This window comes from Streptococcus sp. SCPM-O-B-15277 (M60) (genome assembly GCF_058200335.1).
The window spans coordinates 178,021-192,644 of sequence record NZ_JBYQGR010000003.1 but is presented as its reverse complement, the minus strand read 5'-3'; the positions used below and the strand labels follow the sequence as shown (position 1 = coordinate 192,644).

Genomic DNA, 14,624 nt, shown 5'->3' with positions numbered 1-14,624 from the left:
AAAATAAAACTCTGAAAGGAAGAGCACATGGCACACGAAAATGTCATTGAAATGCGTGAAATTACCAAAGTTTTTGGTGAATTTGTCGCTAACGACAAGATTAACCTTGAACTTCGTAAAGGTGAAATTCATGCACTTTTAGGAGAAAATGGAGCTGGTAAGTCCACTCTTATGAACATGCTAGCGGGGCTTTTAGAACCAACTAGTGGTGAAATTGTGGTCAACGGTCAAGTTGTAAAACTAGATTCGCCATCAAAAGCAGCTAGCTTAGGGATTGGGATGGTCCACCAACACTTTATGTTGGTAGAAGCTTTCACCGTTGCTGAAAATATCATTTTGGGGAGTGAATTGACCAAAAATGGTGTGCTAGATATTGCTCGTGCAACTCGAGAAATCAATGAGTTGTCTGAACGTTATGGCCTTGCTGTGAATCCTTCTGCCAAAGTTGCTGACATCTCTGTTGGGGCTCAACAACGTGTTGAAATCTTGAAGACACTTTATCGTGGAGCAGATATTCTTATCTTTGACGAACCTACTGCTGTTTTGACGCCATCAGAAATTGATGAATTGATGGCTATTATGAAGAACTTGGTTAAAGAAGGTAAATCAATTATCTTGATTACCCATAAGTTGGATGAGATTCGTGCTGTATCTGACCGTGTTACAGTTATCCGTCGTGGTAAATCTATTGAAACAGTAGAGATTGCTGGTGCAACTAATGCTGACTTAGCTGAGATGATGGTAGGACGTTCTGTTTCCTTTAAAACTGAGAAACAGGAAGCTCAACCTAAAGAAGTTATTCTGTCTATTAAAGACCTAGTAGTAAACGAAAACCGTGGTGTCCCTGCTGTTAAAAATCTCTCACTCGATGTTCGAGCTGGTGAGATTGTCGGAATTGCCGGGATTGATGGAAATGGTCAATCTGAATTAATCCAAGCTATCACTGGTCTTCGTAAGATTGAGTCTGGTAGCGTGGAGTTGAAAGGCCAGTCTATCGTAGGTTTACACCCTCGTCAAATTACAGAAATGAGTGTAGGACACGTTCCAGAAGACCGCCACCGTGATGGTTTAGTTTTAGAAATGATGATTTCTGAAAATATCGCTCTTCAAACCTACTATAAGGAACCTCTTAGCAAGAAGGGAATCTTAAATTACACCAATATCATCGGGTACGCTAAACAGTTAATGCAAGAATTCGATGTGCGTGCTGCTAGTGAGATTGTTCCAGCATCAGCTCTTTCTGGAGGAAATCAACAAAAAGCAATTATCGCTCGAGAAGTCGATCGAAATCCTGATCTCCTAATCGTCAGCCAACCTACTCGTGGTCTGGATGTCGGTGCTATTGAGTACATTCACAAACGCTTGATTCAAGAACGTGATAATGGGAAAGCTGTCCTTGTAGTCAGCTTTGAACTAGATGAGATTCTAAATGTCTCTGATAGAATTGCTGTTATCCACGATGGTAAGATTCAAGGGATTGTAACACCAGAAACAACCAACAAGCAAGAGCTTGGTGTCTTGATGGCTGGTGGTGAATTGGAAAAGGAGAAGAGTGATGTCTAAAAAATTACAACAAATTTCGGTTCCTTTGATTTCTGTTATTTTAGGAATTCTACTCGGAGCCATCGTCATGTGGATTTTTGGTTACGATGCTATCTGGGGATATGAAGAACTATTCTACACAGCTTTTGGTAGTGTTCGTGGAATCGGTGAAATCTTCCGTGCCATGGGACCTTTGGTCTTGATTGCTCTAGGATTTGCAGTAGCAAGCCGTGCTGGTTTCTTTAACGTTGGTCTTCCAGGACAAGCCCTCGCAGGTTGGGTTATGAGTGGTTGGTTCGCTCTTTCTTTCCCAGATTTGCCACGTCCTTTGATGATTCTTGCGACAATTGTTATTGCCTTAGTTGCGGGAGGAATCGTTGGAGCAATTCCTGGTATCTTAAGAGCCTACCTTGGGACATCTGAGGTTATCGTAACCATTATGATGAACTACATTGTTCTTTATGTGGGAAATGCCTTTATCCACAGCTTCCCTAAAGAAATTATGCAAAGTACGGATTCGTCTATTCGTGTTAGTGCAAATGCAACTTATCAAACACCTTGGCTTGCTGAGCTAACAGGAAATTCTCGTATGAACATTGGGATTTTCTTTGCTATCATAGCCGTTGCGGTTATCTGGTTCATGCTTAAAAAGACAACTCTCGGTTTTGAGATCCGTGCAGTTGGTCTAAATCCAAATGCTTCTGAATATGCAGGTATTTCAGCTAAACGTACCATTATTCTATCAATGATTATTTCGGGTGCCCTCGCAGGACTTGGTGGAGCAGTAGAAGGACTTGGTACCTTCCAAAACGTCTACGTTCAAGGTTCATCATTGGCGGTCGGATTTAACGGTATGGCAGTAAGTCTACTTGCGTCAAACTCCCCAGTTGGAATTCTATTTGCGGCCTTCTTATTCAGTGTCCTACAAGTTGGAGCACCGGGTATGAATGCTGCACAAGTACCATCTGAGCTTGTAAGTATCGTTACAGCCTCAATTATCTTCTTTGTCAGCGTTCACTACATCATCGAACGCTTTGTCAAACCAAGAAAACAACTTAAAGGAGGTAAATAAGGATGTCGATTACAACAATGTTAACCCTTATGGTTTCGTCCATGTTGATTTACTCAGCACCACTTATTTTCACAAGTATCGGAGGAGTTTTCTCTGAACGTGGAGGAGTTGTTAACGTTGGTCTTGAAGGAATCATGGTCATGGGTGCCTTTTCTGGAGTTGTTTTTAACCTTGAATTTGCTCAAGATTTGGGAGCATTAACTCCTTGGTTTGCGCTTCTAGTTGGTGGATTAGTCGGAGCGCTCTTCTCGCTCATTCACGCAGTAGCTACAATTCATTTCCGTGCTGACCATGTTGTCAGTGGTACCGTACTTAACTTGATGGCGCCAGCCTTGGCAGTTTTCTTGGTGAAGGTGCTTTATAATAAGGGACAAACGGATAACTTAACGCAAACTTTTGGTCGTTTTGACTTCCCGGTTTTAGCTAATATCCCTGTTATCGGAGATATCTTCTTCAAGTCAACTAGTCTACTAGGTTACCTAGCAATTGCTTTCTCATTCCTAGCTTGGTTTATCCTCTTTAAGACTCGCTTTGGACTTCGCCTTCGTTCAGTTGGTGAACACCCACAAGCAGCAGATACTTTGGGTATCAATGTCTACAAGATGAGATATCTTGGAGTTGTGATTTCAGGTTTCCTTGGAGGAATCGGTGGAGCTATTTACGCTCAATCAATTTCTGTTAACTTCTCAGTTACAACTATCGTCGGACCTGGATTTATCGCACTTGCTGCTATGATCTTCGGTAAATGGAATCCTGTTGGTGCTATGCTTTCAAGTCTCTTCTTTGGACTATCACAAAGTTTAGCAGTTATCGGTTCTCAACTTCCTTTCTTGCAAGGAGTTCCAGCCGTTTACTTGCAAATTGCACCATATCTCTTGACCATTGTCGTCCTAGCAGCCTTCTTTGGTAAAGCTGTTGCGCCGAAGGCAGATGGTATCAACTATATCAAGTCTAAATAACATAAAAAAACGTCAGTTGAAACTGACGTTTTATTTTTTTGGTTCTTGGTGCGTTAGGTTAAGTCCCCAAGGAATGAGATTTTCTGTTTTATTTTGGATCCGTTTGATATTGTCCTTGTGTCGAACAATCACTAGACTGGCAAGAGCGATAATAATCAAAGTGAAGAGTAAGTCATAACTACTCAAGATAAATCCAAAAAGAGGAAATAGAAGGACTCCAATAATTGCAGCAATAGCAGCAGAGATACTAGAGAGAGAGATCATACTTCCCAGATAAAGGATTCCAAAGAAAATGACTGCAAGGTAAAGGCAAAAGAGAGGAGCAAATCCAAAAATAACTCCAGCACTGGTTGCAACAGCCTTGCCACCCTTGAATTTGGCAAAGATAGGGAAGGTATGTCCAATGACTGCTAAGAGTCCAAAGACGATAGGTGAAACTCCCTGCACATGGAAGATGAATGGGAGCAGAGTGGCTAAAGTACCCTTAAAGAAATCAATTACAAAGGTTGCCATTCCAGCTTTCTTGCCTAGGATTCGGAAGGTATTGGTCGTTCCAGTATTACCAGATCCATGTTCTCTTAGATTGATGTTAAAGAATATTTGTCCAATCCACAAGCCTGAAGGAATTGATCCTAATAAATAAGCTAAAATTAATAATACTATTGTCATCATGTTTCTATTATACCATGAAATAGGAGAGAAACGAAACTGAATCTTTTCACCACTTGTGACATCTGATACTTTATCAAAGTTGATAAGTTTATTATGAGTACGATTTTTATTCAAAAACCAAGGCTAAAGTTTTAAAAATTCATGAAAGTTTCTGAAAAACTTGATATTGTGTTTATTTATGCTATAATAGAAACAATTATTTTTAGGAGGTGGAATATGTCTTACTTATTTGAGATATTACCAAGTTTATTGAGCGGTGCAACAATGACTCTACAAGTTTTTGCACTGGTCTTACTTTTTTCAATCCCTCTAGGCATTTTGGTTGCCTTTTGCCTACAGGTCCATTGGAAACCCCTCCATTACATGATTGACATCTATATCTGGGTGATGCGTGGAACACCCTTGCTCTTGCAGTTAATCTTTATCTACTATGTTCTGCCAAGTATCGGAATTCGACTAGATCGTGTGCCTGCAGCAATTATTGCCTTCACGCTTAATTATGCAGCCTACTTTGCTGAAATTTTTCGTGGAGGAATTGCAACCATTCCTCAAGGGCAATATGAGGCAGCGAAAGTTTTAAAATTCAAACCTATCGATACCGTCCGCTATATTATCTTGCCACAAGTGACCAAGATTGTTTTGCCAAGTGTATTTAACGAAGTTATGAGTTTGGTTAAGGATACTTCTTTAGTATATGCACTCGGTATTTCAGATTTAATCCTAGCTAGTCGTACTGCAGCCAATCGTGATGCTAGTTTGATTCCAATGTTTCTAGCAGGCGCTATCTATCTTCTTATGATTGGTATCGTTACGATTTTAGCTAAGAAACTTGAGAAAAAATTCAGCTACTATAGATAGGAGGTTATCCATGTTAGAGTTAAGAAATATTAGCAAAAAATTTGGAAAAAAAGAAATTTTATCCAATTTCAGTTTTACATTTCCTGAAAAGCAGATTTTAGCCATCGTTGGACCTTCTGGTGGTGGGAAAACTACCTTGCTTAGAATGTTAGCTGGACTTGAAACCATTGATTCAGGTGAGATTTTTTATAATGGAGAATCCCTACCTTTGGATGAACTTGAAAATCGTCACTTGTTAGGTTTTGTTTTTCAAGATTTTCAGCTGTTTCCGCACCTTTCCGTTATGGAGAACTTGATTTTGTCGCCAATCAAAACTATGGGGATGTCTGAAGCAGATGCTAAGAAGAAGGCGGTAGAATTACTAACTCGTCTAGGTCTTGAAGCACACGCTGATGCTTATCCATACTCTTTATCTGGTGGTCAAAAGCAACGTGTTGCTTTAGCACGTGCAATGATGATAGATCCAGAAGTGATTGGGTATGATGAACCAACTTCTGCCCTTGATCCAGAGTTGCGTCTCGAAGTTGAAAAACTGATTTTACAAAATCGAGAATTAGGCATGACTCAAATTGTCGTAACCCACGATCTCCAGTTTGCAGAGAATATCGCTGACCAGATTCTCAAAGTAGAGCCTAAGTAGGAGGTGTCTATGAATCGAAAGAAAATCAGCCTTGTTTTGGTATTCTTTCTTGCTTTTTTTCTCGTAGGATGCACGCAAAAGGCTAGCAATCCTAAAGTAGATAATTGGGAAAAATACCAACAACAGGGAACAATTACTATCGGATTTGACAATACTTTTGTTCCTATGGGATTTGAAGAAAAGAATGGGCAATATGTTGGATTTGATATTGATTTAGCCCAAGCTGTTTCTGAGAAACTTGGCTTTAAGGTCCAGTTTCAACCCATTGATTGGGATATGAAGGAAACAGAGCTTCAAAATGGGACCATTGATGCAATTTGGAACGGCTATTCTGCGACGGATGAACGTCGTGAGAAAGTAGCCTTTACTATTCCTTACATGGAAAATCAGCAGGTTTTAGTTTCTAAGAAAACTCAAAATATCCATTCAGTGTCTGATATGAAAGGTAAGGTTTTGGGGGCTCAGGCAGGTTCTTCGGGTTATCTGGACTTTGAAGCGCAACCTGACCTTTTGAAAAATATCGTAAAAGATCAAAAAGCCAACCAATATCAAAGTTTTAATGAAGCCTTGATTGACTTGCAAAACGATCGGATTGATGCCCTTCTAATTGACCGTGTTTATGCCAACTATTATCTTAAAACTGAAGGAATTTTAGACCAGTATGAGATTTTCCCAGCTGGTTTTGAGAGTGAATCCTTTGCAGTTGGAGTAAGACCAGCTGATAAGACCTTGTTAGCAAATTTGAATAAAGCTTTTGTCGAGCTCTATCAAGAAGGAAAATTCCAAGAAATCAGCCAGAAATGGTTTGGTGAAGATGTGGCTACAAGCCAAATTAAAGGAAAAGAAAACTAAGATGTATATCTTAGTTTCTTTTTTGGTAGAGACAGGTGATGATTTTGCTAAAAAGTACTTGGGAATAGGCTTTTTAGCTAGAAAAACTTTGCAAAATCCCTAGAAAACCTGTAAAATAGAAAAGATGAACAAATAGGAGGTTCCTTGTGTCAAAAAAGGAAATCAATATTAACAATTATAATGATGACGCCATTCAGGTACTAGAAGGGTTGGATGCGGTCCGTAAACGTCCAGGGATGTATATCGGATCGACCGATGGTGCTGGTCTCCATCATCTAGTCTGGGAAATCGTGGATAATGCGGTTGACGAAGCCTTGTCTGGATTTGGTGATCGGATTGATGTAACCATTAATAAGGATGGGAGTTTAACGGTTCAAGACCACGGACGTGGGATGCCAACGGGAATGCACGCTATGGGGATTCCAACAGTAGAGGTGATTTTTACCATCCTTCATGCTGGAGGAAAATTCGGTCAGGGTGGTTATAAGACTTCTGGTGGTCTTCACGGAGTTGGTTCTTCTGTTGTCAATGCCCTCTCTAGCTGGCTTGAAGTAGAAATTACGCGTGATGGTGCTGTTTATAAACAACGCTTTGAAAATGGTGGGAAGCCCGTAACAACTCTTGAAAAGGTTGGGACAGCACCAAAATCTAAGACAGGTACCAAAGTGACCTTTATGCCGGATGCTAGTATCTTTTCTACGACTGACTTTAAATACAATACCATTTCAGAGCGTCTCAATGAGTCAGCCTTTCTCTTAAAAAATGTAACCTTGTCATTAACAGACAAGCGAACAGACGAAGCGATCGAGTTCCATTATGAGAACGGGGTGCAGGACTTTGTTTCCTACCTCAACGAAGATAAGGAAACCTTGACGCCTGTCCTATACTTTGAAGGCGAAGACAATGGTTTCCAAGTAGAAGTAGCCCTCCAGTATAATGATGGATTTTCAGATAACATCTTGTCCTTTGTTAATAATGTCCGTACCAAAGACGGTGGAACGCATGAGACAGGACTCAAGTCAGCCATTACCAAGGTTATGAATGACTATGCCCGTAAGACAGGGCTTCTCAAAGAAAAAGATAAAAATCTTGAAGGATCCGATTACCGTGAAGGGTTATCGGCTGTTCTTTCTATCCTAGTTCCTGAAGAACATTTGCAATTTGAAGGACAGACTAAGGACAAACTAGGTAGTCCCCTTGCTCGTCCTGTTGTAGATGGAATTGTGGCTGATAAGTTGACCTTCTTCCTCATGGAAAATGGAGAATTAGCTTCAAATCTGATTCGTAAAGCTATCAAGGCCCGTGATGCTCGTGAAGCAGCACGAAAAGCGCGTGATGAGAGCCGAAATGGCAAGAAAAACAAGAAAGACAAGGGCTTGCTTTCAGGTAAATTAACGCCAGCCCAGTCTAAAAATCCAGCTAAGAATGAACTTTACCTAGTCGAGGGGGATTCTGCCGGTGGTTCTGCTAAGCAAGGTCGTGACCGCAAGTTCCAAGCTATCTTGCCTCTTCGTGGTAAGGTTATCAATACAGCCAAGGCCAAGATGGCAGATATCCTCAAAAACGAAGAAATCAACACCATGATTTATACCATTGGTGCTGGTGTGGGGGCAGACTTCTCTCTTGAAGATGCCAACTATGACAAGATTATTATCATGACCGATGCGGATACCGACGGTGCCCACATTCAAACACTTCTCTTGACCTTCTTTTACCGCTATATGCGTCCACTAGTTGAGGCAGGTCATGTTTATATTGCCCTTCCTCCTCTTTACAAGATGTCAAAAGGGAAAGGCAAGAAAGAAGAAGTGGCCTACGCTTGGACAGATGGTGAGCTAGAAGAACTACGTAAGCAGTTTGGTAAAGGTGCTACCCTCCAACGCTACAAGGGACTTGGTGAGATGAATGCGGACCAACTATGGGAAACAACCATGAACCCAGAAACTCGTACCCTCATCCGTGTTACGATTGAAGACCTAGCCCGCGCAGAACGTCGCGTCAATGTCCTCATGGGTGACAAGGTTGAACCACGCCGTAAGTGGATCGAAGACAATGTCAAGTTTACACTGGAAGAAGCGACTGTGTTTTAAAATTAGGATATAAATACAAATGGAGGACAAGATATGTCTGAAAATCTAAGTGAAGAGCAAGTTAAAGAAGCTCTTGAAAGTGGCTATGCGCAATCTGAGGCCCTATTAAACGATAAAGATGAATTAGATGATTTTTTGTACCGTTTGGAGCAAAAAATTAACGATATGCCATTTGTTGGTAAGAAATTTACAATGATCCCAGTCATGATTTCCTTAGTGAAAAATTATGTTCAAGGGAAATACACAACGGTTCCTTATGGAACTATTTTAGCCGTTTTAAGCGCACTTATTTATTTCCTTTCCCCATTTGACATTATTCCAGATTTTATTCCGTTAGCAGGCTACTTGGATGATATGGCTGTTGTAGGACTTTGTATGAATATGGTCAAAATAGACATTGAAACCTATGATAAATGGCGTCAGTCTCAAGGATTGATCTGAAAAATCGTCTATATTTCTTAATTTTAGCTCTCTAAAAGAGGTATACATCATGATAAGTTTATTGTATCATACTCCTTTTCTTGCGATAGTTTTAGCTATAGGTGCAGTTATGTTTATAACAGCTAAACAAGGAAAACCTGAGAAAATTCGCTTTCTTGAATTCTTACTATTAGCTATAGTAACCGCCTGTGTCTTTTTATTTGATAATCCTTTTAGATCCAATCCTTATGCAGGTTTGCTATTCTATACTTTTGACATTTTTATTTTCACACCAGCTAGCTTAGCTTTTGGATTCACAGCTATTTATAAGAGCAATAAACATCTCAAACATTATCCTAGTAGTTACTCAAAACTTCTTAGGCTAAATGCCTGGCTTTTAGAAATATTTTCAGTTATTAATTTCCTATTTTTAATGCTGACGGAAGAAATGGGAATTATGTTGCTGCTACCTTTTTTTGGAATTAGTTCTATCATTCAATTTATAGTCGGAGAGCTTGAAAGAAAAAGAGTTCAGAAGCTTCTTCAGCAAAGAAATGAAGATGCTGTTATTCAGAACCTAGAGACCACTGAGGAAGAACCACATGAGAACTGACCAGGAAATACTTGAACTAATTTTAGAAACAGCTAAAAAGTTACAGGTTGATGCTGTAGCGCTATCTGGTTCACGAACAAACCAAAAGGTTCAAACAGATGAATTTCAAGACTATGATCTTGTCTATGTCGTAGATGACATAGACAATCTAACGAGTGACCTTTCTTGGCTGGATCAGTTCGGCAAACGTATCATCGAGCAAGAGGTTACTCTAGGACATCGCCGTCTTTATCTTATGCTTTTCGAAGATGGCAATCGCATTGATCTAACCCTCTGTCCTAAAGATCACATCAACGAGTGGGTGGATAGTGAGGCAGGATTCACAGTTTTAGTGGATGAGAAGGGTTCGTTTGAGTCTTATTCTCCTAGTCCTCAGCGTTTCTGGATACATCCAGCTAGTGAGACGGATTTTGAAAAATCTTGTAATGAATTTTGGTGGGTGTCAGCCTACGTGGTCAAAGGAATTTGTCGTAAGCAAGTCATCTATACGACGGACCACCTCAAAACCATCCGCAGCCGCTACAAAAAACGCAAACCTGCTATGAAGGTAACGGAAGCAGTGGGGAGTGTTAATTAAGTCTGACAGATTTGGAGGAATAGAAGATGATTATCAGACCTGCAAGCAGAAAAGATTGTCAAGCTATTTATAACCTTTATCAAAGTGAAAAATGGCTTTCTTTTACAGAGGAAAAAGTGACATCTCTATTTTCGACAAATCTGTCTCATTACTTGGTGCTTGAAGAGGACCAGAAAATCCTTGGCTTTGTCCGTTATCTGACGGATGAAGTGATGACGACCTTTTTAGCTGAAATAATTATTGATAAATCCCACCGCAGAAAAGGACTGGGACAGCAGCTGATTGAGGAGATCCACAAAAAATATCCTTTGACACGGATTGAATTAATATCTGAAGCAGATGGATTTTATCGGTCAATAAGTTTTAAGCCTGTTGGTACAGGATTTAGAAAATCTGAATGAAAGGAGACAGCCAATGACGCTTGACAACAAACTAGGTCTGACAGATTCGCTTGAACTAGCCAAGATGGTTATGCGATGGAGGCTGCCCAAGCCTGTCTAGACTTTGTTTTTCAGCAATCTAGCTTGTCATAAGTTTACTCTTTTACATCCTTACTCAATCAACTTTTGCAAAAAGTCATGCAAAAACTGAGCATGAAATTTGTCAAAGAATTTGATAATGAAAAAGTTCCAGCAGACAGTCCGCTTTATAGACATGTCCTCTACAGAATCAAGAGTCTCCACTAAAAAGGCAGGTATTCCCATGAAAACTGAAACTGAGATGTTTGATGTGATTTTGCAAACTGCAAAAGTGCTACAGGTCGATGCAGTTGCCATGTCCGGCTCGCGGACAAACCCAAAGGCTCCCAAGGACGAGTTCCAAGACTATGATGTTGTTTATCTTGTTGAGAACTTTGAAGAACTAATTTCAGATTTATCTTGGCTGGACCAGTTCGGTAAACGCGTCATTGAGCAAGAGGTTACTCTTGGACATCGACGTCTTTATCTTATGCTTTTCGAAGATGGCAATCGGCTTGATTTGACCCTCTGCCCCGAAGACCACATTCAAGAGTGGGTAGAAAGCGAAGCGGATTTCACGGTGCTAGAGGACACTAAGGGCTTGTTTGAGACCTATTCTCCAAGTCCAGAGCGTTACTGGATAACCCCAGCTACTGAGACGGATTTTGAAAAATCTTGTAATGAATTTTGGTGGGTGTCAGCCTACGTGGTCAAAGGAATTTGTCGTAAGCAAGTCATCTATGCGACGGATCATCTCTACGGTATTTGCCAGCAAGAACTCTTGAAAATCTTAGCTTGGCAGGTGGCAAGTGATAGAGAAGCAGTCGACATCGGTAAAAACTACAAGTATCTCTTTAACTATTTACCTGATGAGAAAGAAAAGGATTTTTCAAATCTGCTTGATTTCTCGAGTTTAGACAAAATCATTCAATCTTTATTGGCTACGATGCAACTTTTCCACCAAGAAGCTCAAAGACTTGCCCAAAAGATGGGCTTTGACTACGATAGGAAAGTAGCTGAGAAGATGATCGGGTATGCTGAGGAAAAACTTCAAAGCACTAAGTAAATAAAGAACATAATTCATAACTTTAAACTACAGAAAGGATGGTTTAGTTATATAAAGTAACTGAACACCTTTGTCTATAAAAAACTACTCTACATTCTTTGAAAGGAGTTGAACACGCCCTAAATGCTGTGTGAAAAAGATAAATTCTCTTGTGAGCATCGCTCCCTACAAGAATTTGCTATTCTCACTTTGCATTTTACGGGCTTTGTATCCTATATGAGTAACATTCAAAACATGTCCCTTGAGGACATCATGGGAGAGCGCTTTGGTCGCTACTCCAAATACATCATTCAAGACCGGGCTTTGCCAGACATTCGTGATGGATTGAAGCCGGTTCAACGCCGTATTCTTTATTCGATGAATAAGGATGGCAATACTTTTGATAAGAGCTACCGTAAGTCGGCTAAATCTGTCGGTAACATCATGGGGAATTTCCACCCACACGGGGACAGTTCTATCTATGATGCCATGGTCCGTATGTCTCAGGACTGGAAAAACCGTGAGATTCTAGTTGAAATGCATGGTAACAACGGTTCTATGGACGGGGATCCGCCTGCGGCTATGCGTTATACCGAGGCCCGTTTGTCTGAGATTGCAGGCTACCTTCTTCAAGATATCGACAAAAAGACAGTTCCTTTTGCTTGGAACTTTGACGATACCGAAAAAGAGCCAACTGTCTTGCCAGCGGCTTTTCCAAACCTTTTAGTCAATGGTTCAACTGGTATTTCAGCTGGTTATGCCACAGATATTCCACCGCATAATTTGGCTGAGGTCATTGATGCTACAGTCTATATGATTGATCACCCGACTGCCAAGGTCGATAAGTTGATGGAATTCTTGCCTGGGCCAGATTTCCCTACAGGAGCTATCATCCAAGGTCGTGCCGAAATCAAGAAAGCCTATGAAACTGGTAAAGGGCGCGTGGTTGTTCGTTCTAAGACAGAAATTGAGAAGCTTAAAGGTGGTAAGGAACAAATCGTTATTACTGAGATTCCCTATGAGATTAATAAGGCTAACTTAGTCAAGAAAATTGATGAAGTCCGTGTCAATAACAAGGTGGCAGGTATCGCTGAGGTTCGTGATGAGTCTGACCGTGATGGTCTTCGTATTGCTATCGAACTCAAGAAAGATGCGAACACTGAGCTTGTTCTCAACTACCTTTTCAAGTATACTGACCTACAAATCAACTACAACTTCAACATGGTGGCGATTGACAATTTCACACCTCGTCAAGTTGGAATTGTACCAATCTTGTCTAGTTATATCGCCCACCGTCGTGAGGTAATCTTGGCGCGTTCTCGCTTTGACAAGGAAAAGGCTGAAAAACGTCTCCATATCGTGGAAGGTTTGATTCGTGTCATCTCTATTTTAGATGAAGTCATTGCTCTTATCCGTGCTTCTGAGAACAAGGCTGATGCCAAAGAGAACCTCAAGGTCAGTTATGATTTTACTGAAGAGCAGGCTGAAGCTATTGTTACCTTGCAACTATACCGTTTGACCAATACAGACGTAGTTGTCTTGCAGGAAGAAGAAGCAGAACTTCGCGAAAAAATTGCTATGCTGGCGGCTATCATTGGTGACGAACGGACTATGTACAATCTCATGAAGAAAGAACTCCGTGAGGTCAAGAAGAAGTTTGCGACACCACGTTTGAGTACTCTAGAAGATACGGCAAAAGTCATCGAGATTGATACAGCTAGTTTGATTGCTGAAGAAGATACTTACGTCAGCGTGACTAAGGCAGGTTACATCAAGCGTACTAGCCCTCGTTCTTTCGCAGCTTCGACCTTAGAAGAAATTGGTAAACGGGATGACGACCGCTTGCTATTCGTTCAATCTGTCAAAACTACTCAGCATCTCTTAATCTTTACAACGCTTGGGAATGTCATTTACCGCCCTGTCCATGAATTAGCAGACATTCGTTGGAAGGATATCGGAGAGCATCTGAGCCAGTCTATTACAAACTTTGAAACCAATGAAGAAGTTCTATATGTAGATGTCGTGGATCAGTTTGATGATGCGACAACCTACTTTGCAGCGACTCGCCTTGGTCAAATCAAACGTGTCGAACGCAAAGAATTTTCTCCATGGAGAACCTATCGTTCTAAATCGGTCAAATATGCTAAGTTGAAAGACGATAGTGACCAGATTGTAGCAGTAGCTCCGATTAAATTGGATGATGTTTTGTTGATTAGTAAAAATGGATATGCCCTTCGCTTTAATATCGAAGAGGTTCCAGTTGTTGGAGCCAAGGCTGCAGGTGTTAAAGCTATGAATCTGAAAGCAGATGATGAGCTTCAAGCTGCCTTTATCTGCAATACTTCATCTTTCTATCTGTTAACGCAACGTGGAAGCTTGAAACGTGTATCAACAGAGGAAATTCCAGCAACTAGTCGCGCTAAGCGTGGTCTTCAAGTTCTGAGAGAATTGAAGAGTAAACCACATCGCGTCTTCTTGGCCGGTGCTGTCTCAGAACAAGGATTTATCGGAGATCTCTTTAGTACAGAAGTAGAAGATGGCGAACAAACGCTTGTCATTCAATCAAATAATGGAACGATTTACGAAGCAATCCTACAAGATTTGAATCTATCAGAGCGTACAAGTAATGGAAGCTTTATCTCAGATACTATTTCTGATGAAGAAGTTTTTGATGCCTACCTCAAAGAAGTCTTTAAAGAAGATAAAGAAAATTAAAAATCAGTCCTAGTGACTGATTTTTTATAAGCAAAATTTTCAGAAAATTACAAATAATACTTGAATTTTTAGGAGAATAGTGTAGAATAGAACACATAGTTTTGATTAGAA

12 protein-coding genes and 3 pseudogenes are annotated in these 14,624 nt (G+C 40.5%); 14 read left to right on the top strand and 1 reads right to left on the bottom strand.

The genetic code is table 11. The features are described from left to right. Positions 1-27: 27 nt before the first annotated feature. From AC3E9F_RS06045 to AC3E9F_RS06035, 3 genes are read left to right on the top strand one after another with little or no spacing between them, the layout of a single operon-like run. Positions 28-1,563 carry an ABC transporter ATP-binding protein gene (locus AC3E9F_RS06045; RefSeq protein ID WP_006148713.1) on the top strand — a complete coding sequence of 512 codons (1,536 nt, stop codon included), beginning with the start codon at positions 28-30 and terminating at the stop codon, positions 1,561-1,563. Continuing rightward, positions 1,556-2,614: an ABC transporter permease gene (locus tag AC3E9F_RS06040; RefSeq protein WP_214261756.1), complete on the top strand. Its 1,059-nt coding sequence runs from the start codon at positions 1,556-1,558 to the stop codon at positions 2,612-2,614. Before AC3E9F_RS06045 ends, AC3E9F_RS06040 begins: the two co-directional genes overlap by 8 nt. 2 nt (positions 2,615-2,616) lie before the next feature. Beyond that, a complete protein-coding gene (locus AC3E9F_RS06035; protein WP_263393448.1) occupies positions 2,617-3,573 on the top strand; it encodes an ABC transporter permease in 957 nt (318 codons plus the stop codon). 30 nt (positions 3,574-3,603) lie between these two features. Here the strand turns inward: AC3E9F_RS06035 and plsY are convergent, their stop codons facing one another. Continuing rightward, positions 3,604-4,245 (bottom strand): glycerol-3-phosphate 1-O-acyltransferase PlsY, encoded by a 642-nt coding sequence (gene plsY, locus AC3E9F_RS06030; RefSeq protein ID WP_263393449.1) that lies wholly within the window; start codon positions 4,243-4,245, stop codon positions 3,604-3,606. A gap of 216 nt (positions 4,246-4,461) precedes the next feature. On the opposite strand from plsY, the gene AC3E9F_RS06025 reads away from it, so the two are divergent. From AC3E9F_RS06025 to parC, 11 genes and pseudogenes are all read left to right on the top strand, one after another. Further along, on the top strand, positions 4,462-5,103 hold the full coding sequence (locus AC3E9F_RS06025) for an amino acid ABC transporter permease (RefSeq protein WP_263393450.1): 642 nt from the start codon (positions 4,462-4,464) through the stop codon (positions 5,101-5,103). A 10-nt stretch (positions 5,104-5,113) separates the two neighbouring features. Further along, on the top strand, positions 5,114-5,743 hold the full coding sequence (locus tag AC3E9F_RS06020) for an amino acid ABC transporter ATP-binding protein (RefSeq protein WP_263393451.1): 630 nt from the start codon (positions 5,114-5,116) through the stop codon (positions 5,741-5,743). Positions 5,744-5,752: 9 nt separating this feature from the next. Continuing rightward, a complete protein-coding gene (locus AC3E9F_RS06015) occupies positions 5,753-6,595 on the top strand; it encodes an amino acid ABC transporter substrate-binding protein (RefSeq protein ID WP_263393452.1) in 843 nt (280 codons plus the stop codon). 146 nt (positions 6,596-6,741) lie between these two features. After that, entirely contained in the window at positions 6,742-8,685 is a 1,944-nt protein-coding gene (parE, locus tag AC3E9F_RS06010; protein ID WP_045615111.1) for a DNA topoisomerase IV subunit B, read from the top strand. A 273-nt stretch (positions 8,686-8,958) separates the two neighbouring features. Then, positions 8,959-9,057: pseudogene (locus AC3E9F_RS06005) on the top strand (YkvA family protein); the annotation flags it as partial. Between the two features lie 118 nt (positions 9,058-9,175). After that, the gene (locus AC3E9F_RS06000) at positions 9,176-9,718 is read left to right on the top strand and encodes a hypothetical protein (RefSeq protein WP_263393454.1); all 543 of its coding nucleotides are present in this window, start codon (positions 9,176-9,178) and stop codon (positions 9,716-9,718) included. After that, positions 9,708-10,230: pseudogene (locus AC3E9F_RS05995) on the top strand (aminoglycoside 6-adenylyltransferase); the annotation flags it as partial. The gene AC3E9F_RS06000 and the pseudogene AC3E9F_RS05995, both read left to right, overlap by 11 nt. A gap of 91 nt (positions 10,231-10,321) precedes the next feature. Further along, positions 10,322-10,696 carry a GNAT family N-acetyltransferase gene (locus AC3E9F_RS05990; protein ID WP_263393455.1) on the top strand — a complete coding sequence of 125 codons (375 nt, stop codon included), beginning with the start codon at positions 10,322-10,324 and terminating at the stop codon, positions 10,694-10,696. A 66-nt stretch (positions 10,697-10,762) separates the two neighbouring features. Then, positions 10,763-10,981, top strand: a pseudogene (locus AC3E9F_RS05985) (GNAT family N-acetyltransferase); the annotation flags it as partial. A gap of 16 nt (positions 10,982-10,997) precedes the next feature. Further along, on the top strand, positions 10,998-11,819 hold the full coding sequence (locus tag AC3E9F_RS05980; RefSeq protein ID WP_263393456.1) for an aminoglycoside 6-adenylyltransferase: 822 nt from the start codon (positions 10,998-11,000) through the stop codon (positions 11,817-11,819). A gap of 216 nt (positions 11,820-12,035) precedes the next feature. Further along, complete coding sequence (parC, locus tag AC3E9F_RS05975) at positions 12,036-14,513, top strand: DNA topoisomerase IV subunit A (protein ID WP_263394527.1); 2,478 nt, start codon at positions 12,036-12,038, stop codon at positions 14,511-14,513. The last annotated feature ends 111 nt before the right edge of the window (positions 14,514-14,624 follow it).

Coding starts and splice junctions, on each gene's coding strand:
- AC3E9F_RS06045 (WP_006148713.1), top strand. CDS start 28: ATGGCACACGAAAATGTCATTGAAATGCGTGAAATTACCAAAGTTTTT.
- AC3E9F_RS06040 (WP_214261756.1), top strand. CDS start 1,556: ATGTCTAAAAAATTACAACAAATTTCGGTTCCTTTGATTTCTGTTATT.
- AC3E9F_RS06035 (WP_263393448.1), top strand. CDS start 2,617: ATGTCGATTACAACAATGTTAACCCTTATGGTTTCGTCCATGTTGATT.
- plsY (WP_263393449.1), bottom strand. CDS start 4,245: ATGATGACAATAGTATTATTAATTTTAGCTTATTTATTAGGATCAATT.
- AC3E9F_RS06025 (WP_263393450.1), top strand. CDS start 4,462: ATGTCTTACTTATTTGAGATATTACCAAGTTTATTGAGCGGTGCAACA.
- AC3E9F_RS06020 (WP_263393451.1), top strand. CDS start 5,114: ATGTTAGAGTTAAGAAATATTAGCAAAAAATTTGGAAAAAAAGAAATT.
- AC3E9F_RS06015 (WP_263393452.1), top strand. CDS start 5,753: ATGAATCGAAAGAAAATCAGCCTTGTTTTGGTATTCTTTCTTGCTTTT.
- AC3E9F_RS06000 (WP_263393454.1), top strand. CDS start 9,176: ATGATAAGTTTATTGTATCATACTCCTTTTCTTGCGATAGTTTTAGCT.
- AC3E9F_RS05990 (WP_263393455.1), top strand. CDS start 10,322: ATGATTATCAGACCTGCAAGCAGAAAAGATTGTCAAGCTATTTATAAC.
- AC3E9F_RS05980 (WP_263393456.1), top strand. CDS start 10,998: ATGAAAACTGAAACTGAGATGTTTGATGTGATTTTGCAAACTGCAAAA.
- parC (WP_263394527.1), top strand. CDS start 12,036: ATGAGTAACATTCAAAACATGTCCCTTGAGGACATCATGGGAGAGCGC.